General features: G+C 43.3%; 23 protein-coding genes. 12 read left to right on the top strand and 11 right to left on the bottom strand.

Annotated features, from left to right (window positions below; translation table 11 throughout):
- Positions 1-4: 4 nt before the first annotated feature.
- The 8 genes from ACFQ21_RS29045 (at position 5) to uvrB (ending at position 10,426) form a co-directional block, all read left to right on the top strand.
- Positions 5-2,353 (top strand): GumC family protein, encoded by a 2,349-nt coding sequence (locus tag ACFQ21_RS29045; RefSeq protein ID WP_377586079.1) that lies wholly within the window; start codon positions 5-7, stop codon positions 2,351-2,353.
- Positions 2,350-3,081: a tyrosine-protein phosphatase gene (locus ACFQ21_RS29040; protein ID WP_377586077.1), complete on the top strand. Its 732-nt coding sequence runs from the start codon at positions 2,350-2,352 to the stop codon at positions 3,079-3,081. Before ACFQ21_RS29045 ends, ACFQ21_RS29040 begins: the two co-directional genes overlap by 4 nt.
- A gap of 138 nt (positions 3,082-3,219) precedes the next feature.
- Positions 3,220-4,206, top strand: a complete 987-nt coding sequence (locus ACFQ21_RS29035; RefSeq protein ID WP_377586075.1) for an NAD-dependent epimerase/dehydratase family protein — start codon at positions 3,220-3,222, stop codon at positions 4,204-4,206.
- A 58-nt stretch (positions 4,207-4,264) separates the two neighbouring features.
- Positions 4,265-5,674, top strand: a complete 1,410-nt coding sequence (locus ACFQ21_RS29030; RefSeq protein ID WP_377586073.1) for a tetratricopeptide repeat protein — start codon at positions 4,265-4,267, stop codon at positions 5,672-5,674.
- Positions 5,674-6,477: a phosphosulfolactate synthase gene (locus ACFQ21_RS29025; protein ID WP_377586071.1), complete on the top strand. Its 804-nt coding sequence runs from the start codon at positions 5,674-5,676 to the stop codon at positions 6,475-6,477. The genes ACFQ21_RS29030 and ACFQ21_RS29025 overlap by 1 nt, the downstream gene beginning before the upstream one ends.
- A 12-nt stretch (positions 6,478-6,489) precedes the next feature.
- Complete coding sequence (locus ACFQ21_RS29020) at positions 6,490-7,428, top strand: DUF368 domain-containing protein (protein ID WP_377586069.1); 939 nt, start codon at positions 6,490-6,492, stop codon at positions 7,426-7,428.
- Between the two features lies 1 nt (position 7,429).
- The gene (locus ACFQ21_RS29015; RefSeq protein ID WP_377586067.1) at positions 7,430-8,173 is read left to right on the top strand and encodes a shikimate dehydrogenase family protein; all 744 of its coding nucleotides are present in this window, start codon (positions 7,430-7,432) and stop codon (positions 8,171-8,173) included.
- 228 nt (positions 8,174-8,401) lie between these two features.
- A complete protein-coding gene (gene uvrB, locus ACFQ21_RS29010) occupies positions 8,402-10,426 on the top strand; it encodes an excinuclease ABC subunit UvrB (RefSeq protein WP_377586065.1) in 2,025 nt (674 codons plus the stop codon).
- Between the two features lie 2 nt (positions 10,427-10,428).
- Here uvrB and nadB read toward each other — a convergent pair whose 3' ends face one another.
- The 4 genes from nadB to ACFQ21_RS28990 all read right to left on the bottom strand — a co-directional run bounded on the left by nadB (position 10,429) and on the right by ACFQ21_RS28990 (position 14,603).
- Complete coding sequence (gene nadB / locus ACFQ21_RS29005; protein WP_377586063.1) at positions 10,429-12,012, bottom strand: L-aspartate oxidase; 1,584 nt, start codon at positions 12,010-12,012, stop codon at positions 10,429-10,431.
- Positions 12,013-12,014: 2 nt separating this feature from the next.
- Entirely contained in the window at positions 12,015-13,025 is a 1,011-nt protein-coding gene (nadA, locus tag ACFQ21_RS29000) for a quinolinate synthase NadA (protein ID WP_377586664.1), read from the bottom strand.
- A 91-nt stretch (positions 13,026-13,116) separates the two neighbouring features.
- On the bottom strand, positions 13,117-13,470 hold the full coding sequence (locus ACFQ21_RS28995) for a group III truncated hemoglobin (RefSeq protein WP_377586061.1): 354 nt from the start codon (positions 13,468-13,470) through the stop codon (positions 13,117-13,119).
- A gap of 5 nt (positions 13,471-13,475) precedes the next feature.
- Positions 13,476-14,603, bottom strand: a complete 1,128-nt coding sequence (locus ACFQ21_RS28990) for a CaiB/BaiF CoA transferase family protein (RefSeq protein WP_377586059.1) — start codon at positions 14,601-14,603, stop codon at positions 13,476-13,478.
- A 96-nt stretch (positions 14,604-14,699) separates the two neighbouring features.
- Between ACFQ21_RS28990 and ACFQ21_RS28985 the strand changes: the two genes are divergently transcribed.
- From ACFQ21_RS28985 to ACFQ21_RS28975, 3 genes are all read left to right on the top strand, one after another.
- Positions 14,700-15,944, top strand: a complete 1,245-nt coding sequence (locus ACFQ21_RS28985) for a TlpA disulfide reductase family protein (RefSeq protein WP_377586057.1) — start codon at positions 14,700-14,702, stop codon at positions 15,942-15,944.
- A complete protein-coding gene (mnmA, locus tag ACFQ21_RS28980; protein ID WP_377586055.1) occupies positions 15,944-17,191 on the top strand; it encodes a tRNA 2-thiouridine(34) synthase MnmA in 1,248 nt (415 codons plus the stop codon). Before ACFQ21_RS28985 ends, mnmA begins: the two co-directional genes overlap by 1 nt.
- Positions 17,192-17,358: 167 nt before the next feature.
- Positions 17,359-17,919 carry an outer membrane beta-barrel protein gene (locus ACFQ21_RS28975; RefSeq protein ID WP_377586053.1) on the top strand — a complete coding sequence of 187 codons (561 nt, stop codon included), beginning with the start codon at positions 17,359-17,361 and terminating at the stop codon, positions 17,917-17,919.
- Between the two features lie 70 nt (positions 17,920-17,989).
- Here ACFQ21_RS28975 and ACFQ21_RS28970 read toward each other — a convergent pair whose 3' ends face one another.
- From ACFQ21_RS28970 to ACFQ21_RS28960, 3 genes are all read right to left on the bottom strand, one after another.
- On the bottom strand, positions 17,990-18,556 hold the full coding sequence (locus ACFQ21_RS28970; protein ID WP_377586051.1) for a DUF502 domain-containing protein: 567 nt from the start codon (positions 18,554-18,556) through the stop codon (positions 17,990-17,992).
- Positions 18,557-18,650: 94 nt separating this feature from the next.
- Positions 18,651-19,343 carry a (d)CMP kinase gene (gene cmk / locus ACFQ21_RS28965; protein ID WP_377586049.1) on the bottom strand — a complete coding sequence of 231 codons (693 nt, stop codon included), beginning with the start codon at positions 19,341-19,343 and terminating at the stop codon, positions 18,651-18,653.
- 257 nt (positions 19,344-19,600) lie between these two features.
- The gene (locus ACFQ21_RS28960) at positions 19,601-19,873 is read right to left on the bottom strand and encodes a hypothetical protein (protein WP_377586047.1); all 273 of its coding nucleotides are present in this window, start codon (positions 19,871-19,873) and stop codon (positions 19,601-19,603) included.
- Positions 19,874-20,001: 128 nt separating this feature from the next.
- Between ACFQ21_RS28960 and ACFQ21_RS28955 the strand changes: the two genes are divergently transcribed.
- Positions 20,002-20,271, top strand: a complete 270-nt coding sequence (locus ACFQ21_RS28955; protein WP_377586045.1) for a hypothetical protein — start codon at positions 20,002-20,004, stop codon at positions 20,269-20,271.
- Between the two features lie 64 nt (positions 20,272-20,335).
- Here ACFQ21_RS28955 and ACFQ21_RS28950 read toward each other — a convergent pair whose 3' ends face one another.
- The 4 genes from ACFQ21_RS28950 to ACFQ21_RS28935 form a co-directional block, all read right to left on the bottom strand.
- Entirely contained in the window at positions 20,336-21,742 is a 1,407-nt protein-coding gene (locus ACFQ21_RS28950) for an MATE family efflux transporter (protein ID WP_377586043.1), read from the bottom strand.
- Between the two features lie 288 nt (positions 21,743-22,030).
- Positions 22,031-22,711, bottom strand: coding sequence for a head GIN domain-containing protein (locus tag ACFQ21_RS28945; RefSeq protein ID WP_377586041.1), 681 nt, complete (start codon positions 22,709-22,711; stop codon positions 22,031-22,033).
- A gap of 139 nt (positions 22,712-22,850) precedes the next feature.
- The gene (locus ACFQ21_RS28940; RefSeq protein ID WP_377586039.1) at positions 22,851-24,203 is read right to left on the bottom strand and encodes an NAD-dependent succinate-semialdehyde dehydrogenase; all 1,353 of its coding nucleotides are present in this window, start codon (positions 24,201-24,203) and stop codon (positions 22,851-22,853) included.
- A 134-nt stretch (positions 24,204-24,337) separates the two neighbouring features.
- Positions 24,338-24,700: a cupin domain-containing protein gene (locus ACFQ21_RS28935; protein ID WP_377586037.1), complete on the bottom strand. Its 363-nt coding sequence runs from the start codon at positions 24,698-24,700 to the stop codon at positions 24,338-24,340.
- Positions 24,701-24,752 lie beyond the last annotated feature (52 nt).

Raw genomic sequence — 24,752 nt, 5'->3', positions numbered from 1 at the left:
TTTAGTGGAGTCAGTAAAAAACAATATCAATCCGCAAATACCTGCCGAAGGAATAGACTTTAACAAGCTGTTGGTTATTATGCGCAATAACCTGGTGTGGATTGCATTGATTTTTATTACTATCAATCTCACGGCTTACCTCATCATTCGCTATACGCAAGACCGGTACGAATCATCATCTGAGATCAAGCTTGATGTAAAAGATGAGGCTTCCGAGTTGGGAATCAACATGGTGACCGGACAAGCTCCGCAGAATACGGATATTATTTCAGGTGAAATTGAAATGATCCGCTCCAAACTTTTTCTCAACCAGGTACTGGATTCATTAAACCTGGAAGTAAGCTATTTCAGCAAGGGTGAAGTACTCAACCACGAACTCTTCTACAACTCTCCTATTCAAGTTGATTTTAAAATAACGGACGGTTCATTCTTCAACAGGCCCATATTCTTTGAACGCGAATCGCCTGAAACATTTTCACTGATTTGGAATGAAGGCAACAACCGCATCAGCGGACGCTATGGTATGCCTGTGCGCATGCCTGGAGTTGAATTAACCATAAACAAAAATGAGAACTTTGTCTCGGAAGATGAGATCGACCTTTTCTTCATCATCAACAGCAAAGATGTATTACTAAGCTACATCATCTCAAACCTTTCGGTTGAACCTCTTAACTACTCTGCTAAAACCATACGCATTGCCTTTCAGGATAATAATCCATACAAGGCTCAGGCTATTGTACACGCCATCAACAAAACATATCTCAACTATAGCTACGAACAAAAGAAACTTGCCAACAAGCAGAAGATTGACTGGCTGAATAATGAGCTGCAGTTAATCGAGCTAAAGATGGAGGGCTTCGAAGATTACTTTGAACGTTTTACACTGAAGAATAAATCAAGCGACCTTCAGGAAGATCTCCGTAAAACGATCGACAACATCAATAAGATCGATTCACAGCGATACGTTATGTCACGCAGGCTTGAAGAGATAAACAAACTGATGGATGGTTTACAGGGGCGGAATTTTGCCATAACGCCTTCCGTGCGCCAGTCGATACCCGAGTATTTATACCGGAATATAGATGAAGTACAAAACCTGCTGCTGGAACAACAGAAGTTAACATTATCGTATAACGAAAACACATTCGCTTACCGCGAGAAACAACAGGAAATTGATATTCGCACAGACAAAACAACCGAGCAGCTGGCCGAACTCAAGAAAGACTGGATGCGCAAGTTGCAGGAAATGAATCAGCAGAAAGCACATCTCGAAGCTGCATTTGTAAACATGCCTGATCAAAATACACAGTACTCCAAGAATCAACGGTTCTATAAACTATATGAAGAGTTCTATTTATCGTTGATGCAGACAAAATCAGGTTTTGAAATTGCACAGGCTGGTACTACACCTGATTTTCAAATACTCTCTCCTGCTACATTGCCCTTTCAACCTATATCCCCTAACCGGATGATTGTGTTGGGGATTGGTTTTGTAGGCAGTATGGTGGCTATATTTTTCTTTATTGGTCTGCTATACCTGCTTCACAACAGAATTACCAATATACACGAGCTCGAAAAACTTTCGGGTGTTCCGGTGCTGGGTGTTGTGCCATCATCACGTTACTCTGCACAGGAAGGACTTCATGTGATCAGTCACCCGAAGTCCATGGTAAGTGAAGCGATACGCACTATTCGCACCAACCTGGATTTTTTCCGCACCGAAAAACAACAACGGGTTATTGCTATTTCGTCTACTATCTCGGGGGAGGGTAAATCTTTTCTGGCGCTGAACCTCGGTGGAGCTATGGCGCTGTCGCGGAAAAAAGTACTACTCATCGACCTGGATCTGCGCAAGGCAAAGTCATATTTACCGGTACATGTTCAGGATCCTTCCAAGGGAATGAGTACCGTGCTGATCCGTAAAGATCGCTGGCAGGATTGCGTACACGCTACGAACCTCGATTTCCTGGATTATATACCTTCCGGTCCGATACCTCCAAACCCTTCTGAGTTACTGCTCAACGGTGAATTCACCAACTTGCTGGAAGAGCTAAAGAACCATTACGACATTATTATACTGGATACACCACCGGTTGGTTTGGTTACCGATGGTATTCAGGCCATGATGCGCGCGGATATATCCATCTATATTTTTAGAGCAAACTATTCGAAGCGCGAATTTCTGTTTAATCTTCAGCGCATCGTTTCGATAAATAAGATCGTAAATGTTACTACCTTGCTCAACGCTTTGCCATCATCGAAAAAATCAAGTGCTTACGGGTACGGATATTATGAAGATGAAGGCAAAAGCAATGTCGACAGAATCAAATCTCTGTTTAAGGTAAAAGCGTGATCAGTTGGTTTAGAAAAAAAACTCCATCAGTTGTCAGTAATCCCATCACAACTGATATACATTCCCATCTTCTGCCCGCACTGGACGATGGTGTTGAGACATTCGAACAAGCCGAAGCTATACTTCTTCAATTCATCAAGCTGGGTTATCAGAAAGTAATTACATCGCCTCATGTGATGAGCGATACGTATCGGAATACTCCGGAAGGTATACGTGCTAAACTCGAAGCGTTGAGACTTTATCTAAAAGAGAAAAATATACCAATCGAAATTGAAGCGGCCGCGGAGTATTACCTGGATGAACACACCTTTGGTTTGGTTACCCGGAAAGAACCGATGCTCACATTCGGCAAAAACTACCTGCTGTTTGAAACAAATTTTCTGACCGAACCTTTCAACCTTAAAGATTTTATTTTTAAGGCTACCACAAACGGATATAAACCGGTACTGGCACACCCGGAGCGGTATATTTACTTGCAAAATGATTTAGTAAAGCTGGAAGATTTACTACAACGTGGTGTACTGTTCCAGGTAAACATCAGTTCCATTACCGGCTACTACTCCAAACAAGCACAAGCAACGGCCAACAAGCTGATCGACAAAGGCTGGGTACATTTTCTGGGGAGTGACTGCCACTCCATTCAGCACGTTAATTTGATTAACAGTGCGCGACAGATGAAGTACTTTCAAAAAGCTCTATCTTTACCGCTGCTCAACAACAGTTTATAGCCGTGGCGCTATATATCCCGGGCAGGCACACCATATTGTTATCCAAAACATTACGGAATAGTCTTAAATATTCCAGCTATATTTCTGGTATAACAACAAGCGGTGCTATATACTTAACCTTTCTAACACGGAGTTAACATGATTGCTGTAACCGGTGCTAACGGACTTCTTGGAAGTTTTATTATTCGTAAGCTGATTGAAAACAAGGAATCGTTCGTTGCTATAAAAAGAACCAACAGCGATACTTCCTTGCTGCAAGATGTGGCACAATATATCACATGGCGCGATGCTGACGTAGCGGATGAAGTTGCATTAGCAGATGCCCTGGAAGATGTTACCCATGTTATACATGCTGCTGCCATTGTCTCATTCAATCCGCGCAAAGCAGATCAACTGATGGATATCAATGTAATGGGTACACGCAATGTTGTCAATGCATGTTTAGTGAAGAATGTTAAGCGACTGGTACACATCAGTTCTGTTGCTGCACTGGGGCGCCAGAAAGAACAGCGTGTTATCGATGAGAAGAATAAATGGGTAGATAGCTCCATCAACAGTACCTATGCTGAATCAAAATACTTTGCAGAGCTAGAAGTGTTTCGCGGGCAGGAAGAAGGACTGAGTACGGTAATCATCAATCCGTCTGTTATACTCGCGCCTGCCAATTGGGACAATAGCAGTGCAAAACTTTTCAAGTATGTATGGAACGAAAAGCCGTTTTATGTAGACGGTTTTCTGAACTATGTAGACGTACGCGATGTTGCTGCTATAGCGTATCGCATGCTTCATGAAAAAGTAGAAGGTGAACGCTTCATTGCCAATGCCGGAAATATAGCATTCAAGAATTTCTTTTCGAGGTTGGCAACATCTTTTCATAAAAAAGCACCTCACATTAAATTGAATTCTACCACGCTAAAGATTATTGCTCGACTGGAAAATTTTCGTTCGTGGTTTACAAGTTCGGAACCGCTTATTACGAAGGAAACTGCCAGAATTGCAGGAACAGAATTTATCTACGATAACAAGAAAATACGGCAATTATTTTCTTTTGAATTTCAACCGATTGATGCCAGCATCGAGTGGTGTTGCCAATATTACAGCGAAAAAATGGCCGGGAAAAAATAGAATGATCGTGGTAGCTTTACGTTAAATTTTACCTTATTTTAGGAAAACCTTTTAATACATGGCGAGAGAATACCGCAAACGAGAAGAAGAAGGAAACGAGCTGATTAGAAGATTTGAAGACCATCTCCGAAAAAAGAAAGCCGAGTTTTTTGATTTAGATGCCTACGAACAGATCATTGATTTTTATATGTTCCGTGGCAAGTATAATAAAGCATTGCAGGCTGTTAACCAGGCCATCAGTCAATATCCTTTTTCAACTGAACTGATCACCGTTAAGGCACAGATACTTTCTAATTTAGAAGAGTATACCGAAGCACTTGACTTACTTGATCAGGCTCATGCTCTTCAACCTAACGATCCGGAAATATTTTTAACAAAAGGATCTATCCTTTCATTAAAAGGAAATCATAAAGAAGCAATCGAAAACTTTGAGCAGGCTCTCAACTTTGCAGACGACAAAGATGAGGTATACTATAACATCGGTTTGGCCTATCAAAGTATGGAACACTATACGCAAGCCATCGATGCTTATAAAAAAGCGATCGAGATCAACATCAATCACGATGGTGCGCTATATGAACTTGCGTTCTGCCTCGATGTAACCGGACAACTTGAAAGCAGCATAGAATACTATCAGAAATTTATAGACGAAGATCCGTACTCGGCTGCGGCCTGGTATAATTTGGGTATCGTATATAATAAACTGGAGAAGTACGAAGAAGCACTTCATGCGTACGACTATGCTATAACTATTGATGAATCATTTGCCTCTGCACACTTCAACACGGGTAACACCTATATGAACATGGGTGAGTATACCAAGGCATTGGATGCGTTCAGAAAAACAATTGATCTGGAAGGTCCGAGTCCCGAAGTATACTGTTGCCTCGGTGCGGCATACGAAAGTCTGGAGCAGTACGAATTAGGATTAAAATATTTCCAAAAAGCATCCAAGCTTGACACCTTATATGATGAAGCATGGTTTGGTGCCGGTGCCTGTCTTGAAAAACAGGAGAAGTGGTATCAGGCTCTTCATTTTTATAACAAAGCTTTAAAGATTCATCCTGAAAATTCAGAATACTGGAAAGCTGTAGCTCACGCTGAGTTTAAGGTTGGTAATACCGTATCGAGTATAGATGCGTATGAAGAAGCGAGCAAGCTTGATCCGAACGACAAAGAAATATGGCTCAACTGGTCGTTTATTTATTATGAACAAGGCGATCACGAAAAGGCGATAGACACGTTATTAACTGGTTTTGAAGAAATTCCAGACGATGCGGAGCTTTTCTACCGCATGACGGTATACCTCATAGAATCAGGTCGTTTTAAAGAGGCCTTTAATTATTTGGAAAATGCCTTAATTTTGGACTTCGATGGTCACACAGCCTTATTTGACTTCTTTCCGAAAATGGAAACACAAAAGGCTCTGTATAAGATCATTGAGCAGTTTAGAAAAGACAATAATTAATGAATTACGACCTTAACAATTTGCCTGAGCGTACCAAAAAGCCCAGGCAATTCGGTTTTACCATGGCCATGGATAAAGGCCTGAGTATCCGCCAAGCTGAAGATTTTGTGAGTACCTGTGCGGATCATGTCGATATCGTAAAACTGGGATGGGCTACATCATTTGTCACTCCAAAGCTCAAAGAAAAACTTCAGGTCTTTAAAGAGGCAGGCTTACCGGTTTATTTCGGAGGTACACTCTTCGAAGCATTTGTAATCCGGAATCAGTTTGATGATTACCGGAGACTGCTCGATAAATTCGATATGTCGTTCGCAGAAGTATCAGATGGTTCAATGGATATTGACCATGACAAGAAATGCGACTACATTACAAAACTTTCAGAACAGGTAACCGTACTTTCAGAAGTAGGGTCTAAAGATGCAGACAAGATCATTCCGCCTTATCAATGGATTGAACTCATGCAAAAAGAACTTGATGCCGGTGCCTGGAAAGTTATTGGTGAAGCACGCGAAGGTGGTAATGTTGGTTTATTCCGCTCATCAGGTGAAGTTCGTTCCGGACTGGTGCAGGAGATATTAACGAAGATTCCGTTCGAAAAAATAATCTGGGAAGCTCCTCAGAAGGCACAGCAGGTGTGGTTTATAAAATTGTTGGGTGCCAATGTAAACTTAGGAAACATTGCTCCGGAAGAAGTTATTCCGCTCGAAACCATCCGTCTTGGATTACGCGGTGATACCTTTTTACATTTTCTCGGTATAGAAAAGAAGAACACAAACACTGCACCGCCTTTTGAAATCGACTAAGCAAACAGCGTATTGAAGAAACCACTGGATTATATTCTCCTCTATGTAAAAGGACTAAGCATGGGAGCAGTGGATGTCATCCCAGGAATCTCCGGAGGCTCCGTAGCGTTTATTACGGGTATATATCAGGACCTTCTGCGTTCAATTCGTGCTATTGACCGCGAAGCTTTTCAGCTTCTGCTGAAATTCCGCCTTGCCGATTTCTGGAAGAAGATTCATGGTAATTTCCTGACCACTGTATTTGCAGGGATTTTTACCAGTATATTTCTGCTGGCCCCCACCATGGCCTACCTGCTGCGTCACTATCACATACAGCTCTGGTCATTTTTCTTTGGTGTAATTCTGATGGCTGCTCCCCTCGCCCTGCGCAAAATTACCAAGTGGAGTATGGGCACAGTGTTCAGTTTTTTACTGGGCATTGTAATCATGTACGCATTAACACGACTTAATTCATTACAACTGCCGGCTGCCCTCTGGATGATTTTTGTAGCCGGTATTTTATGTAGTGGAGGCATGTTGATACCCGGTGTATCAGGAGCATTTTTACTGGTGCTCATCAATCGCTACCAGGCGGTTATCAATGCGGTATCAAAATTTAATGGTATAGTATTGATCACCTTCTTACTGGGTGGAGCTATAGGTTTAATGGGCTTCTCCCGGATTTTAACCTGGGTGATGAATAGATATTATAATACGGCCGTAGCTTTGATGACCGGGTTCATGTTGGGCTCTCTAAACAAAGTATGGCCGTGGAGGCAGGTTTTGAGGTACGTTACCAACGGCTCGGGCGAACAAGTGCCGGTAGCAGAAAAGAGTGTTTTACCTTGGGATTATGTTACCATAACCGGAAAAGACCCGCTGGTTCTTCAGGCTATACTCATGGTAGCACTCGGTGTATTTATAGTGGTTTTAGTAGAAAGAATAACAGCAAGATTTAAAACAAACATCTAACATGGAAAAAGTATTCGGACTAATCGGAGGAACGGTTAGTCATTCGTTCTCAAAGTCATATTTTGATGAGAAATTTTTTCGCGAAGGTCTGCGTGACTATCGTTACGAATTATTTCCGTTAGGCAACATCACAGAGATAGAAACTCTTTTGAAAGAAACCAAAGGTCTCACTGGTCTCAATGTCACCATCCCGTACAAAGAGCAAGTCTTGAAATACCTCGATGAAGTAGACGGTTTTGCCAAGAAGATCGGTGCCGTAAATGTTATCAAGATCAAAGACGGTAAACTGAAAGGCTTCAACACAGACTCCGATGCATTTCATGAGACATTAGAGAAGTGGCTTCCTAAAGACAAAACGTTCAACGCGCTGATACTCGGTACTGGTGGATCATCAAAAGCCGTACAGGAGGCGTTGAAGAAATTGAAAATCGACTATAAACTTGTATCACGCGAAGCCAGGAAAGGCGTTTTTACTTACGAAGATCTGGAGAAAGATCCTACCATCACCACCAGCTCCAAACTCATCATCAACACCACTCCGCTGGGTATGAGTCCAAAGACAGAAGCAATGCCTCCGATCAACTACGAACACATCGGCAGCGAGCATTATGTATACGACCTGATCTATAACCCGGCTCGTACATTGTTCTTACAAAAGTCTGAAATGCGAGGAGCAACAATCAAGAACGGTTTGGAAATGCTGCATGTGCAAGCAGAGAAGTCGTGGACAATATGGAATAACTAACGTTAATCGTTTAACAATCTTTAGAGACGGATAACCATTAACGAATAACCGGATAACAAAAAAAAGAAGAGTCGCCCGAAAGGCGACTCTTCTTTTTTTCCCGATAAGGAAACAACGGTACGGCTATGTTCGTTAAACTCTATTTCGCCTTTGCTCATTAAAAAATACGGATGAACTATTTCAAAGCACTGGCGATTAACTATTAACAGATAACGGTTAATTTCCCCTATGGATTTCAAACTCAGCAGTGAATACGTACCTACCGGTGATCAGCCTCAGGCTATAAAAAAACTAGTACAAGGTCTTAACGATGGTGAAGCACACCAGACATTACTCGGTGTAACGGGTTCGGGTAAGACATTTACTGTGGCCAACGTTATTGCACAGTGTAACAGGCCTACGTTGGTATTGAGCCACAATAAAACACTTGCCGCACAGCTTTATGGTGAATTCAAACAATTCTTTCCGGAGAACGCTGTCGAGTATTTTATATCGTACTACGATTATTATCAGCCTGAAGCATTTATACCTTCCTCCAACCTATATATTGAGAAAGATCTTTCAATTAATGAAGAGATCGAGAAACTGCGATTGAGTGCTACCTCCTCGCTCCTCACCGGTCGCAGAGATGTTATAGTCGTGGCATCCGTATCGTGTATCTATGGTATTGGAAACCCCGAGGAATTTGGAAAGAATGTTATCAAACTAAAAGCAGGTGAAGTTATCCCTCGGAATAAATTACTATTCGCATTGGTAGATATACTCTATCACCGCACCGAACTTGAATTCAAACGCGGTACATTCCGTGTAAAGGGCGATACGGTAGATGTGTTTCTCGCGTACGCGGATTACGCCATCCGTATATATTTCTGGGGCGATGAAATTGAATCGATACAACGCATCGATCCGTATAGCGGCAAAAAAATATCCGATGAGAAAGTGGTGACTATATTTCCGGCCAACCTCTTTGTTACCGGTAAATCTCTTCTGAATCAGGCCATCCACGAGATACAGGACGACATGGTGGCACAGGTAAAAATGTTTGAGACTGAGCTACGTCACCTGGAAGCCAAGCGACTGAAGGAACGCACCGAGTTTGATCTTGAGATGATGCGCGAGTTAGGATACTGCTCCGGTATAGAAAATTACTCTCGCTACTTCGACAGACGCTTGCCAGGCGCACGCCCCTTCTGTCTCATTGATTATTTTCCGGATGATTTTCTACTCGTGATTGATGAAAGCCACGTTACCATTCCGCAGGTCAGGGCCATGTGGGGAGGCGATCGCTCGCGCAAAGTAAATCTTGTAGACTATGGTTTTCGTCTACCCTCTGCGTTGGATAACCGGCCGCTTACCTTCAATGAATTTGAAGCGTTGATTAATCAATCCGTTTATGTAAGTGCTACTCCTGCGGAATATGAACTGCGTAAATCGGAAGGTGTTGTAGTTGAACAATTGATTCGTCCTACAGGACTTCTTGACCCAGAGATTGATGTACGTCCGAGCAAAAACCAGATTGATGATTTACTCGAAGAGATCGATGAGCGTGTCAAGAAAAATGAACGCGTACTGGTAACAACGCTTACCAAACGCATGGCCGAAGAACTTACTAAATATATGGATCGTGTCGGCATCAAATGCCGGTATATACATTCGGAAGTACATACGCTGGAACGTGTCGAGCTGTTGCGTGAACTGCGTTTGGGAGTATATGATGTATTGGTAGGAGTCAACCTGCTGCGTGAAGGTCTTGATCTTCCAGAAGTATCGCTTGTCGCTATATTGGATGCTGACAAAGAAGGTTTCCTTCGTAACCAGCGTTCATTGGTGCAGACCATTGGTCGCGCTGCACGAAACGCAAACGGAAGGGTAATTATGTATGCCGATAACATTACGGAGTCCATGCAGGTTGCCATTGAAGAGACGAACCGAAGAAGAAAGATCCAGATAGACTATAACAAAGCGAACGGTATTACACCGAAGACTGTACTGAAATCCAAAGAAGCTATTCTGGGGCAAACCAAAGTGGCGGATTCGAAAAAGTCTACTCGTAATTACTACGTAGAGAATGAAGAAGCAACATTAGCGGCTGATCCGGTAGTAGCCTACCTGAGCAAAGATGAACTTAACAAAATGGCTGAACGCACACGTAAAGCCATGGAGAAAGCTGCCAAAGAGCTTGAGTTCATGGAAGCCGCTAAGCTTCGCGATGAATACCTCGCGATTCAGAAAATGATAGAAGAGAAAAAATAGAATTAGTGCGCGTGCTTGCTGCGTGTAAGGTCTACGTTGTAGAAACCTCCGCGATTTTCCTTTCGCTCCAGCGACTGCTTGGTAATCACATACGCAATGGTGATGAGGTTTCTCAACTCACAAAGTTGCGGTGAGAGCACAGCTTCATCATACAGCTTTTCGGTTTCATGGTATAGCACGTCAATTCTTTTTAATGCGCGTTGCAGGCGCTCATTCGAGCGAACTATAGCAACATAATCGCTCATCAGGTCGCGCAGCTCTTTCCGGTTGTGCGTAATGAGTATCTGCTCGCGCGGAACCGTTGTACCTTCTGCATTCCACTCCGGTATACTCTGCGATACTGATATCGCGTGAAGCTTCTTCTCAACATCAACAAAACAACGGTGAGCAAACACAATAGCTTCCAATAAAGAATTAGAGGCGAGTCGGTTGGCACCATGCAACCCCGTACGTGAGCATTCGCCACAAGCATACAGGTTTGTAATCGATGTTCTTCCGAACGTATCCACATCTATACCTCCACACTGGTAATGCGCAGCAGGTACCACCGGAATCATTTCACGGGTTATATCGATACCTTTACTCAAACACTTCTCATATATATTCGGGAAGTGCGATATAAAATCTTCTTTCGGTAAATGTGTACAATCAAGGTATACACATTCATCTCCTCGTGTAATCAGTTCATTATCGATTGCCTGTGCCACGATGTCGCGTGATGCCAGCTCGCCACGTTCATCATGCTTGAACATGAAGCGCTCGCCATCTTTCGCACGCAGGTATGCACCATGCCCGCGTATAGCTTCGGTGATAAGGAACGATGGATTATCATCTTTCGAATAAAATGCGGTCGGATGGAATTGTACAAACTCCATATCGCGAACACGTGCCATGGCACGATAGGCCATCGCCACACCATCGCCTGTTGCAATCAATGGATTAGTCGTGGTGCGGTATACTTGTCCGGAACCACCTGTGGCCAGCAACGTTACCTTCGATGTATATTTTTCAATCTTGCAGGTATACTGATCCATAACGTAAGCACCATAGCACGTAATGCCCGGCTGTGGTTGTGATATTCTGCTTTTGAAATGGTGTTCTGTAATAAGATCAATCGAGAAGTGATGAGACAGTACAGTAATGTTTGTTAATGTACTCACCTCTCTCAACAGCGCCTGCTCAATTTGCCAGCCTGTTATATCTTTATAGTGAATGATGCGTTTGGCGGTGTGGCCACCTTCTTTCGCGAGTGCGAGGTTGCCTGATTCATCCTGGTCAAACTCAACACCCCATTGTATAATTTCGAGTAAACGATCGGGTCCTTCCTTTACTACCAGCTCTACCACCTCGCGGTCGCACAAGCCATCGCCTGCACGTAACGTATCCTCTATATGTTTATCGAATGAGTCGGTGATTTCATCCAGCACCACAGCTATACCGCCTTGTGCATATTTTGTATTGGACTCGCTGTCGTCTGCTTTGGTAATAACCGTTATGGATTGCTCCGGAAAACGTCTCGCGGTTTTAATGGCAAACGAAAGCCCGGCTATACCCGAGCCTATAATAAGAACGTCAGTCTGCGGCATGTTTAGCTTTTAGAGATTTCCAGCATACGCTGAATTGGTATCAATGCTTTTTTGCGTATGTCTTCCGGCACTATAATTTCCGGCAGTTCATACTTTAAACAAAGATATAGTTTCTCCATAGTATTCATACGCATAAAGGCACACTCGCTGCAGGCGCAGGTGTTGTCTTCGTGGCTGGGAGCCGGTATAAGACTTTTATGCGGAACTTCTTTCGACATCTGGTGAAGTATACCCGCCTCGGTGGCAATGATATATTCGGAGGCAGAATCGTTCTTCACATAGTTGATCATGCCCGTTGTAGATCCTATATAGTTCGCTACTTTCAGAATATGAGTTTCTGATTCAGGGTGCGCTACAATCCTGGCATTCGGATGCTGCTTGTGAAGTTCAAGTAACTTATCAATAGCAAAGGCCTCGTGTACAATGCAGGCGCCATCCCACAACAACATATCTCTTCCGGTCTTGTTGATAAGATAGCGACCTAAATTTTTATCAGGCGCAAATATGATCGGTTGATCTTTCGGTACCGAGTTAACAATCTTTTCTGCATTAGCGGATGTACAGATGATATCACTCATCGCCTTGATCTCGGCTGTACAGTTAATATAGGTGATTACGATATGATCGGGATGTTGCTCTTTGAATTTTCTGAATTGATCTGGCGGTGCGGATTCGGCCAGTGAGCATCCGGCTTTCAGATCCGGTAACAAAACTTTTTTATGCGGATTGAGAATCTTCGCAGTCTCACCCATAAAGTGAACACCTGCAAAAACAATCATGTCGGCAGTAGTAGCTGCAGCCTGTTGAGACAATCCAAGACTATCACCAACATAATCCGCTATATCCTGTATATCCGGTGTTTGATAATAGTGCGCCAGAATCACAGCATTCTTTTCCTTGCGCAGGCGGTTGATCTCCGCGACCACGTCAACATCCTTTTCAACCGGAATATTGAGGAAACCTTTCTGATGAAGCCGCTCGGTGGCTTTTACTATAATTTCGTCTGTTACCATTTTCAATGTTTGCACTTCGGTGTGCGAAAATAATGCTAAATGTTCAGAGTTCCCGGATTTGCCAGTTCAGCGGCAAAACCACCGTGTAAACTCACTTTAACAACCCCAACTTGTGCTGAAAAATTCCGGCAATGCTCTGCGCCCGCTGCCTGGCCTCGGTTGCTTTTTCTCCGGCAAAATGTTCATCCAGCGTGCTCATGAAAAGTGACAACCATTGATCAAAATGTGTAGCATTAATCGGCAGGTTGATATGCTTTTCAAAGGGATTGCTTTTGTAACTCTGATCGCCCAGTAAAACCGATGACCAGAAATTATACAACACCGGAAGGTGATGCGGCAAATCTATATGTTGAAATACAGGAGCCAGCAAATCATCTCTCATCACCTTCGCATAAAATTCATTCACCAGCAATTCAATGTCAGCACGTGTTGCTATATCTCTCATGTCTGTTACGATCCTAAACGTTGCGTCACTTCGTGTGTATGTTCACCCAGGTGTGGAGGACTTGTTAATGTAGACTGCGTCTTCAGGTTTTCACCCTGGGCAACAAAACTTCTCACACCGGCTATACCACGTTGTACCAACAACAATGCTTTTGCTTCAGGCGTTTCAAAAACCTGCTGCATATTTTGTATAAAGCCTGCCGGGATCTTTGATTCATGTATCGATGTCATCAATACATCAGCGTGCTTCAAGATCATCTGCGATTGTAAAATAGAATTCAATTCCACACGATGAACGACACGTGCAGCATTGGTTTTAAAGCGATCGTCATCAGCAATCGTTTCAATATCCAGTAACGTACACAAATCACGAAACTGCCGGTCGCTGCCTACAGCCAGGAGTATATCTTTACCATCTGCCGTTCTGAACACATCACCATAAGGCGCTATATTCGGGTGCGATGAGCCTTGTTTCTGCGGCAGCACTCCGGCCACCAGCCAGTTCGTTGCCTGGTTCACCAGCGATGCAACAGCAGCCTGTATCAACGATACGGCTATACGGTCGCCCTTGCCTGTTCGTTCACGATTCAACAACGCCAGCAATATACCTTCTTTCAAATGATGCGCAGCCAGTACATCGACAAGTGCTACCGGCATTTTTAATGACGCACCACCCGGCTCGCCATTCATATACATATACCCTGTCTCCGCCTGTATAATGGCATCGTAGCCAACGCGTGCGTTATCCTGGCCGTAGCCCGTTATTAAACCATAAACGATGCGAGGGTTCATAGACGACAATGACTCATAATCAACACCCAGTTTTTCTGCGTCACCGGGCTTATAGCTGGCGATGACTATATCCGATTGCTTTACCAGTTTATATACTACTTCACGATCGCGCGAATTGCCCAGGTTTAATGCTACAGACTTCTTTCCCCAGTTAACGGAACAGAAATAAGCAGAGCGATCGTCTGTCTGCTCGCCTGCCAGCTTCCAGCTACGGGTAACATCGCCACCGGTAGCAGGATTTTCAACCTTAATTACCTCGGCACCCAGTTCGGCAAAGAACTGCCCTACACTCGGCCCGGCCAGCACCGAAGCCAGTTCAAGTACTTTGAGATCAGAAAACATACGATTGAACGATCAATAAGAACCAAAAATCATACTTCTCATCCAATTGTTAATCATTTATAGCATTTTTGTGATCTGATAAAATTCTAAAAATCCATGAGGAGATATCTCGTTGTTATCACCACCCTTGCACTGGCGGCCTGCGGTAAAAAAACTGAAACACCCGACACTTTGAAAACCGGCATGTGGCGGGCAACCATCGAAATACAAGGCCAGCAATTGCCTTTCAATTTTGAACTTGCTAAAGATGATGATGGCGGATATGATATTTACCTGCGCAATGCCGATGAGCGTTTATTACTGGATGAAGTAAATGTTGCCGGCGATTCGGTAAATATAGGTCTTCACATTTTCGATGCTAACATTAAGGCTGCTATAAAAGGCGATACGCTGCAGGGCGAATTCATCAAGAACTACGAAAAGGATTTCAACATTGCGTTTACAGCGGTGTATGGACAAACGTTCCGGTTCGAAAAAGTTAAGGATCAAAAAGATGTTCCTGACTTCACCGGCAAATATGCTGTAACCTTTACACATGAATTCGATACTACGAAAGCTGTAGGTATATTTAAACAACAAGGTGATAGTGTAACCGGCACATTTCTGACACCTACCGGTGACTATCGTTATTTACAAGGCAACGTTGTTAACGGACTGATGCAGCTCAGTACCTTCGATGGCAATCATGCCTATATATTCCGTGCAACGAAAAAAGAAGATGGTTCCCTGACAGGAGAGTTTATCTCCGGAAAAAATCACATGGAGTTTTGGGAAGGTATAAAAGATGAAAATGCTTCGTTGCCTGATCCGGAATCACTCACCTATCTGAAGCCCGGTTACGAGCGCATTGAATTCAAGTTCCCGGATGTTAACGGTAATCCGGTAACGCTCAATGACGAGAAGTATAAAAACAAAGTAGTTATACTACAGATGTTCGGAACCTGGTGCCCGAATTGTATGGATGAGACAATGTTCCTCTCACCCTGGTATAATGAAAATAAAAAACGCGGGGTGGAGATCATCGGTCTTGCGTACGAACGCAAACCCGACTTCGATTATGCGAGTGGTCGCGTAAAGAAGATGATCGATAAACTGAAAGTTAGTTACGATTTTGTCATTGCCGGCACAAACGACAAAGCACAAGCTGCTGAAACTTTACCCATGCTGAACAAAGTTGTGGCATTCCCTACCACCATCTTTATTGGTAAAGATGGTAAAGTAAAAAAGATACATACTGGTTTCTCAGGACCCGGTACCGGTTTCTATTATGAGCAGGGAATTCAAAAGTTTAATGAGACTGTAAATGAACTTTTGAGCGAAAATCTCACTTCTAAGAAATAATGAACGCAACAGCCAACCATACGACAGCCCAAACAAACACGAATACAAGTGTCTCTGCCACCAAGCAAGGACTCGGTAAACGCGTTGTGGTTGGTCTATCAGGTGGAGTGGACTCCAGCGTAGCTGCATACTTGCTGAAAGAGCAGGGTTATGAAGTGATCGGCATGTTTATGAAGAACTGGCACGATGACTCTGTTACTATCAGCAATGAATGCCCGTGGCTGGATGATAGTAATGATGCCATGATCGTGGCACAGCACCTGGGTATACCTTTCCAGGCGATCGATCTAAGTGCGGAGTATAAAGCGCGTATAGTGGACTATATGTTTGCCGAGTATCAACGCGGCCGCACTCCCAACCCGGATGTACTCTGTAACCGTGAAATAAAGTTTGATGTTTTTCTGAATGCTGCCTTGAAGCTTGGTGCTGACTATGTAGCCACCGGACATTATTGCCGTAGAGGAGAAGTTGAAAAAGACGGCAAGACTGTATATCAATTGCTGGCGGGTAAAGATCCGAATAAAGATCAGAGTTATTTCCTTTGCCAGTTAACGCAAGAGCAGCTGTCGCGATCACTGTTTCCTATAGGGGAATTACTGAAACCGGAAGTGCGCGCTATAGCGAAAGAGATAGGTTTGGTAACAGCTGATAAAAAAGATTCGCAAGGGTTGTGTTTTGTTGGTAAAGTACATTTACCGGATTTTCTGCAACAACGCCTGCAGCCCCGCAAAGGACGTGTGGTAAATATACCGGCCGATGCTGTTGCGTTTAAAAATGGTTTTGAGAAAGACGATCTTCAACAAATAACAGCACCCTATCATTTTGAGCCCGCACTGGGTAATATAGTAGGCGAGCACAACGGTGCACATTACTATACTATCGGACAGCGCAGAGGTTTAAACCTGGGGGGCTTTGCTGAACCGTTGTTTGTGATTGGTACAGATACAAACGAAAATGTTATCTATACCGGCATGGGTGAAGAACATCCAGGCCTATACCGTAAAGGATTATTTATTCCGAATGAGGATGAACATTGGGTGCGAGCTGATCTGAAATTAAACATTGGCGAGTCCGCACGGTACACAGCGCGTATTCGTTATCGCCAAACCCTGGCACCGTGTACCCTTCATAAAAAAGAAGAAGGACTTTATATCATCTTCGATACTCCAATGAAAAGTATAACCCCCGGCCAGTTTGCAGCCTGGTATGAGGGTGAAGACCTGGTAGGTTCCGGAGTGATAAATTAAGCAGTTAAAACATTTTGGTCTGAAACTTGTCCTATAGTTTAACCGTAGTAACGGACTAAACTTGGGTATGTCGATTTTTTTCAGGTTTAATTTACACGTGTATACATTCCTGTTTAAATTTCAGGCATTAAAAGTCTTTGCTTAATTTTATCACAAATAAAAACTCTATGAAAAAAGACATGCGTTTTCTGGCAGTAGTTATGCTTCTGCTAATCTCTTTCTCAAGCTACAACGCTTCCGCACAACAAGTTCAAAAAGGGCAATTCTTACTAAGCCCATTCCTGGGTCTTGGTTATTACTACGCTGGTAGTGGCTTAGCTGCAACCATTGGTGTTAACGGGGAGTATGCGTTTACAGATGAGATCAGCGGTGGTGGTTATTTAGCCTATACCCGTTGGACTCACGACTACGGCTACTTGGGAAATGACTACGATTACACTTATAACTTCATTGATTTCGGTGCACGTGCTTCTTATCACTTTGCAAAACTCCTGAGAGTTAGCAACAAAAAGTTTGATCCATACGCAGGTGCATTCCTGGGTTATGTTGCATCAAGCTATAATTATGATGGTCCCGCAAACTCAGCTTACGATGATGACTATGATGGTGCTGTTCGTAGCGGTATATATGCTGGTGCACGCTATTTCTTCCAGCCAAACATTGGTGTATTTGGTGAAGTAAGCATTGGTCTTACTCCTATATCTGGCGGTGTAACGTTCAGATTCTAAAAACTACTGGTTTTCCAGTACTATATTTCTAATGGGTATCCGGTATATATAGCGGATACCCATTTTTATTTTAGTAGTTTTCTTTAAATCCACTCACACCACCGGACACTATATATTTCATCGCTGTTGGTCCCGGTATATTTAGCGGTGTGATGCGGCTCTTCGGTACAATATAGTGCCAGCCGGAAACTGCATACGAATGAGGCAGGTAAACCGACACCATATCATCTAGGCCAAGTTCAGAAAGGTCAGCCTGCGTTATAAAGCCGATCTGGTATAGTTTGTTCTCTTCATTCATCAACACCAGCACAGGCTTGTTAAATTTTTTCTTGTCGCCCACGAAGGCATTGAGCAGGTCTTTTAACGATGAGTAAATAAGTTTCACCAGCGGAATGCGATTCATAAGATGATCGAACCACGTAGTGAAAGTCTTAAATGCAAAGTTGGTGGTAAGGTATCCGAAGATCGTAATAGCGCACAGGATGATAATAAAGCCCAGCCCCGGGTACGGCAGCTTAAGCAGACTATCAAGCCAACTGAATGCAACAAAAATAAAGTAGGCTGTAGCGACTAATGGAACAATGAACAGTGTGCCACTAAAAAAATAGCGGACGATTCGTCTGAGCGTGCTTTCCATGATGCGGGGGTAGAATAACCGGGATAAAGAATACGTTATTCTCCTTTAGCAAAATTACGGAAGGCAACATGTATTTCCGTAAAACTCGAATACTTTAATTAGCCGGTATAACAATTTTGGAAAGCGCGAGTCGAACCACTTCATCCACCTGCTCGTCAAATGAAACATAAGTGGTATCTACTTCGATAGCATCCTCAGCTTTTCGTAACGGGCTCTCGGCACGCGTGGTATCGATTTCATCCCGTTGACGAATGTTTTCAATAACATCATCTAGGTCTACCAGTTGGCCGCGTTCCAGTAATTCCTGTTGCCTGCGAAAGGCTCTTACATTCATTTCGGCCTGCATAAAGAGTTTAAGTTCTGCCGTAGGAAATACAACCGTACCGATGTCGCGTCCATCCATAATGATACCGCGCTCTCTACCCATCCTGCGTTGCTGATCAACCATCGCGGTGCGCACATCTTTAATTGTACTCACCTGGCTTACCATTTCAGACACACGCATCTTGCGTATCTCTTTCTCAACACTCAAACCATTCAGAAAAGTGTCGGTACCGTTTTTCTGATTTACCTTGAATGAAATATGGATCTGCTCCAGCGCCTTGGTTATCTCCTTCGGGTTGGTGAGCGATATATGGTGCTCCTGAAAATAATACGTTACTGCACGGTACATAGCGCCCGAGTCAATGTAACGATATCCGAGAATGGCGGCTACTTCCTTGGCAGTGGAACTCTTACCACAGGCAGAGTATCCGTCTATAGCGATTACGATTTTGCGTAGATTCATCAGCAGTCTTTTTGCGGACAGGGAATTGGTCTTCCGGGCTTCAGTTTTTTATGATGTTTGGATGAGCCGCAGGCTGATACTGTTAAACTAAAAACTATAAAAAAGATAAGTAATCTTAACATGCAGTAAGATTTAAGATTTTTTTTTCACGTTGTTCTCGTAATGCTTCTATCATCGAATGAAAATCAGTCATGCTGAATTTTCTTTTTAAATGAAGAGGAGTATTACGGACAATTTCAAAATAGTCTTTCTTCACATCAGGAGAATCCGCACCAGTTTTGTTTGATATCTTTTTCATAGGGCAAATCAACTTGAAGGATTTCTATTTCAAAATTAGCATTTTTAGAAACGCGATAGGCCATCGGAATGAATTTTCTTCTGATGCTAAAGCCCAGCACGTTAATAAAATCCTCATTTTGCTCAAAATAGGAGCTCCGGTTGTTCAAAATACTTACAATCTCCTCGCGCGTAATATCACGTTTCCGCATTTCGATGAAGTCGATCATCGAAAAATCAATATTAAAATCCATTATGGCTAACCTAAATCTGCGTAAATATAGTTATCAACGATAAAACGCGTCAAAGCACTTACTGAATCTAACCAACATTTTAAAATACTTACTATTATCTTTGGTATGTTGTATAAAACATTAACCCTATGGAACCCAAAGAAGAAGGAAGAGCTGAAAAATCATTTAAAAATTTCGGCAAACGTGTAGATGATTTCCTGGTAGAATTCAACGAAGCCAGCGAAAGACTGCGACAGGAATTTGAAGTGAAGCTGGAAGAGCTCAAAGTATCAGCAGAAAAACTCAAGCAGGAAGCTGAGAATAACGACCGCTGGAAAGAAGTAGAACAAAACCTGAAGAAAGCAGGCGATGAACTGGGCAATGCTTTTAAAGCCGCCTTTAAAAAGAGAAATCCTTAAACGAAGATATAGTATAAAAAACGAGTCTTGTTGATTAACAAGACTCGTTACATTTACATCTACACTATATCTTAACAGCCTTCCATTTTCCCTGACGGAAAATAAGAATACCAACAATAGCCATCAGCGATTCTGCAACCGCTATCGCAGTATATACCCCTACTGGCCCAACGCCCATCCATGAAGCGAGGAAATAAGCAAAAGGTATCTGAAAAATCCAGAACCCAAAGAAGCTGATGATGGTAGGTGTACGCGTATCACCGGCTCCGTTAAACGACTGGTTGATCACCATACCGTACGCATAAAATATATACCCCAGCGATACCACCTGCAGACATTGTATACCATTGGCCAGCACCTTCTCATCGGTAGTAAAGAAATGAAGTATAGGATTGGCCAGACTGAAAAACAATACCGTTACCATTCCTAAAAACAACATGTTGAAAAATGCAGCTCGCCACACAGACTTCTCTGCGCGATCAGGATGGCCTGCGCCCAGGTTCTGACCTACCAGTGTTGCCGATGCATTCGCCATGCCCCATGCAGGCAGTATAGCAAATACAATGATGCGGATAGCAATAGTATAGCCGGCCAATGCGGCACTGCCGAAATCAGATACGATGCGCACCAGGAAGATCCAGCTTGCTGAACTGATCAGAAACTGTCCGGTGCCACCGGCTGATACTTTCAGCAACTTCCCGATAATGTCCCATTTGATTCGCAGATTCTCGCTATGCAACCTGAGAATACCTTTACCTTTCAGTAAATGATATACCTGATACAGCACACCTGTACCACGACCAATGGTTGTAGCGATAGCGGCACCTTCTACACCAAGCTTGGGCAACGGACCTACACCAAATATAAAGAGCGGACCGAGTATCATGTTCAGAATGTTGGCTACCCATAGTGAACGCATGGCGATAGTGGCATCACCGGCACCTCTGAAAACCGCGTTGATCAGGAACAACATCATGATCGTAATGTTTCCGCCGAGCATCCAGCGTGTATATCCTACGTTGTTTGTTATGAGGCGCTCGTTCGCCCCCATCAATCGCAGTATATCGTCTGCAAAGAAAACTCCTGACACACTGATCAGTGCTGACAACCCGATGCCTATATATATAGCCTGTGCTGCGGCAACCTCCGCAGAAGGAATGTCCTTCTCACCTACCCTGCGTGCCACCATGGCGGTAGCCCCCATACTCAACCCGATTGCAATGGAGTATATCAGGGTTAATACAGACTCGGTTAAGCCAATGGTTGCTACGGCATCATTATCGCGCAGACGACTTACAAAGTATACATCGACTACAGCAAACAATGATTCCATCAGCATCTCGAGGATCATTGGGATGGAAAGCAGAAATATAGCACGATCTATACTGCCCGAAGTATACTCCTGCTCCTCACCTTTAATGGCTTTCTTAAATAATTTTATAAATGAATTGACTTTCGTACTAAATGACATGGGGATAAGTTTAGTCGTAAGAAAAAAATAATAACATGACAGCTCCCGGAGCGGAAGCTCACAAAACGCAAGTGCTTGGACGTACCAAACTTAAAATACGAGGAACATAGGCGTTACGAATTTGGAATCAGATAATGGCTCCAGAAATTTATTCTCACGTAAATTATTAAAAATGGTTGTATGAATGACCTGAAAGTTTCAAATCTTTTTTCATACTGCTCTATCATCTCCCTGAAAACGAAAAAAGGGGCGAACCCCTTTTTTCAAAATGCTATATATAATTTACGATCAGTCCTTTTGAACCGTACTTCCTCCGGATACATTGGATGACACAGAAGGATTACCACGGTATATCACGGAGCTCCCTCCGCTGGCAACAACTTCGAGCTGATCAGACACCGTTACTTTTACATTGCTGGCACCAGATGCGTCCAGCGTTGCTTCGCGCACGGGGTAGTCAAATGCAGAGAGAGTAGAGGCCCCTGATACTTTCCCCTCAATCGAATCACCTAATCCATAGAGACGTAAACGCGATGCACCCGATATATCTACATTCAGTTCGCGATAGCCTGCATCAATCTGGCAATCGGAAGCACCCGATAAAATGAAATCAAGATCATGGTCGCTTTCAAATCCTTTTATAGTAGATACACTCGCGCCTGAGAAATTTACACCGTTCAGCTCCGGCATCTTGATCGTTATATACGTGTTGTGCTTACGGTTTGCGTTGTCTTCATACTTGATCACGAGTGTGCTGCCCTCTTTATATACTTCGAGATCATCAAGGTTTCTGCGATCACCCTCCACATGAATACTATAGATATTAGATTGCTCTACGCTAATATGAAAGTCACTGCCCATTTCCAGGCGATCGAAATCGATCAGCGAATAATCTTTTTCCTTATCCTGCAGTGGTCCCGGATCTTCTTCATCGCATGAAGTAAGTATACAGGCACCAGCCAAAAACATTGCAGATAGTAGGGTTTTAAAATGTTTAGTCATTGTCTTAAGGGTTGTTTCGTCCTCAAGACAACTCACATCACCCATACCCCTATGCCTTCATTTTTATCTGCAAAAAAATTATTGCGTTCGAAAAAAGAATTAAAAACTACGCGATGGAGATTGTTTTTATGTTCACGAATTCATGGATGCCTTCTTCGGATAGTTCGCGACCGTAACCGGATTTCTTGATTCCTCCAAACGGCAGTCGTGCGTCTGATTTCATCAATGCATTGATAAATACGGAGCCGGCGTCAATCTCCCGCGCTACGCGTTCGCCACGCTCGCGATCTTTTGTCCATACCGATGCTCCTAGACCATAACGACTCGCGTTGGCAAAAGCTATAGCTTCCTGGTCGCTGGCTGCTGTTGTTACCGCTGCGAGTGGTCCGAATGTCTCTTCATCAAATGCAGGTATACCGGGCTTCACATTGTTGAGCAACGCCGGCCTGAAATTACTGCCATCGCGTTCGCCACCCGTTACCAATTGTGCTCCCTGGAGAACAGATTGCTTCAGTTGTTTTTCCAGTTCTTCTGCCAGATCAACGCGCGCCAACGGACCAGTTGTTATTTTTTCATCAAAAGGATTTCCCTGTTGCAATGCATCTATACTCTGACGGAAGCGATCAACAAATTCGTCTTTTATTTTTTGATGTACTATAAATCGTTTCGCAGCGATACAGGATTGTCCTGCGTTTTGCATGCGCGATTGTGTAGCAATCTTTACGGTAAGATCGAGATCTGCATCTTCCAATACTATAAATGGATCGCTGCCTCCGAGTTCAAGCACCGACTTCTTTATATTCTTTCCTGCGAGTGCGCCAACTTTCGAACCGGCTGCTTCACTACCCGTTAATGCAACACCCTGTACGATCTTCGCTTCAAGTATACTTTCAACCGCAGAGTTATCGATGAGGAGTGATTGAAATACACCATCCGGAATACCGGCTTCATGAAAAATCTTTTCGATCGTCATGGAGCATCGTGTAACATTCGAAGCGTGTTTGAGTAAACCTACATTACCTGCCATTAACGCAGGCGCTGCATAACGGAACACCTGCCAGAACGGAAAGTTCCAGGGCATAATAGCAAGTACCGCTCCTATAGGCTGATGCGCTACCAGGCTTTTATAGGCTTCTGTCTTAATGATCTTATCAGCCAAAAACGCTTCCGCATGGCGCGCGAAGTATTCACATCCCACGGCACACTTCTCAACTTCTGCACGCGACTCTGAAATTACTTTACCCATCTCCCAAGTAATAATGCGCGCATAGTCTTCCTTATTTTTACGAAGAATAGCCGCGGCCTTAAGCAACACATCGCTGCGCTGCGCAAATGTAGTCTTCTTCCAATGACTGAAGGCGAGTGTGGCTTTATCAAGCTTCGCCTGTATATCATGCACTGTAAGCACAGGAAATTCGTCTATAACAGACTGATCAAATGGGTGGATGGATTTCAGCATACCGGATTATCTTTCGTAAAAAACAATTGCGTGCGCAACTATAGTTCGGATATAAACTAAAAAATTGATGCCAATGTGGCGAACCACAATGGCATGCTATATCTTACAAGAATATTTCAGTGTAGAAAATTATACTAGATCCACTTGAGGTTCTGAACCGTTTGTTCAACAACTATATCTCCCGTGTGTTTCAGACTTTTGGGTTCGATCAGCATAATACGCACCTCCTCATCGTTTGTCCATGGGCGATGCTCCACGCCTTTGGGTACAATCAGAATTTCTCCGGGCTTTGTCGCTATGGTTGGTTTATCGCGGAAGTCCATCATTAATGTACCCTGCAATACCACAAATAATTCATCTTCACCATCATGTTTATGCCAAATCAGTTCTCCCTTTACCTTGGCGATCTTTACATAATTATCATTCAGCTCTCCTACGATATAGGGATGCCAATATTCGGAGAACCGGGTAAATTTCTGTTTAAGGTCTACATGCATAAATCATAAAGGTTAGTACATATTAACCTACGCAGGGAGTGCTATAATTGTT

This window comes from Ohtaekwangia kribbensis (genome assembly GCF_042676245.1).
Lineage (GTDB): Bacteria > Bacteroidota > Bacteroidia > Cytophagales > Cyclobacteriaceae > Ohtaekwangia > Ohtaekwangia kribbensis.
This window is presented reverse-complemented; position numbering and strand designations above follow the sequence as displayed.

Bases quoted from the DNA above. Each gene is read 5' to 3' on its own strand.
- ACFQ21_RS28985 (WP_377586057.1), top strand. From the start codon at position 14,700: ATGAGGAGATATCTCGTTGTTATCACCACCCTTGCACTGGCGGCCTGC.
- ACFQ21_RS29030 (WP_377586073.1), top strand. From the start codon at position 4,265: ATGGCGAGAGAATACCGCAAACGAGAAGAAGAAGGAAACGAGCTGATT.
- ACFQ21_RS28960 (WP_377586047.1), bottom strand. From the start codon at position 19,873: ATGGATTTTAATATTGATTTTTCGATGATCGACTTCATCGAAATGCGG.
- ACFQ21_RS29035 (WP_377586075.1), top strand. From the start codon at position 3,220: ATGATTGCTGTAACCGGTGCTAACGGACTTCTTGGAAGTTTTATTATT.
- ACFQ21_RS28975 (WP_377586053.1), top strand. From the start codon at position 17,359: ATGAAAAAAGACATGCGTTTTCTGGCAGTAGTTATGCTTCTGCTAATC.
- mnmA (WP_377586055.1), top strand. From the start codon at position 15,944: ATGAACGCAACAGCCAACCATACGACAGCCCAAACAAACACGAATACA.
- nadB (WP_377586063.1), bottom strand. From the start codon at position 12,012: ATGCCGCAGACTGACGTTCTTATTATAGGCTCGGGTATAGCCGGGCTT.
- ACFQ21_RS28935 (WP_377586037.1), bottom strand. From the start codon at position 24,700: ATGCATGTAGACCTTAAACAGAAATTTACCCGGTTCTCCGAATATTGG.
- uvrB (WP_377586065.1), top strand. From the start codon at position 8,402: ATGGATTTCAAACTCAGCAGTGAATACGTACCTACCGGTGATCAGCCT.
- nadA (WP_377586664.1), bottom strand. From the start codon at position 13,025: ATGGTAACAGACGAAATTATAGTAAAAGCCACCGAGCGGCTTCATCAG.
- ACFQ21_RS28945 (WP_377586041.1), bottom strand. From the start codon at position 22,711: ATGTTTTTGGCTGGTGCCTGTATACTTACTTCATGCGATGAAGAAGAT.
- ACFQ21_RS28950 (WP_377586043.1), bottom strand. From the start codon at position 21,742: ATGTCATTTAGTACGAAAGTCAATTCATTTATAAAATTATTTAAGAAA.
- ACFQ21_RS29015 (WP_377586067.1), top strand. From the start codon at position 7,430: ATGGAAAAAGTATTCGGACTAATCGGAGGAACGGTTAGTCATTCGTTC.
- ACFQ21_RS28970 (WP_377586051.1), bottom strand. From the start codon at position 18,556: ATGGAAAGCACGCTCAGACGAATCGTCCGCTATTTTTTTAGTGGCACA.
- cmk (WP_377586049.1), bottom strand. From the start codon at position 19,343: ATGAATCTACGCAAAATCGTAATCGCTATAGACGGATACTCTGCCTGT.
- ACFQ21_RS29025 (WP_377586071.1), top strand. From the start codon at position 5,674: ATGAATTACGACCTTAACAATTTGCCTGAGCGTACCAAAAAGCCCAGG.
- ACFQ21_RS28955 (WP_377586045.1), top strand. From the start codon at position 20,002: ATGGAACCCAAAGAAGAAGGAAGAGCTGAAAAATCATTTAAAAATTTC.
- ACFQ21_RS28990 (WP_377586059.1), bottom strand. From the start codon at position 14,603: ATGTTTTCTGATCTCAAAGTACTTGAACTGGCTTCGGTGCTGGCCGGG.
- ACFQ21_RS28940 (WP_377586039.1), bottom strand. From the start codon at position 24,203: ATGCTGAAATCCATCCACCCATTTGATCAGTCTGTTATAGACGAATTT.
- ACFQ21_RS28995 (WP_377586061.1), bottom strand. From the start codon at position 13,470: ATGAGAGATATAGCAACACGTGCTGACATTGAATTGCTGGTGAATGAA.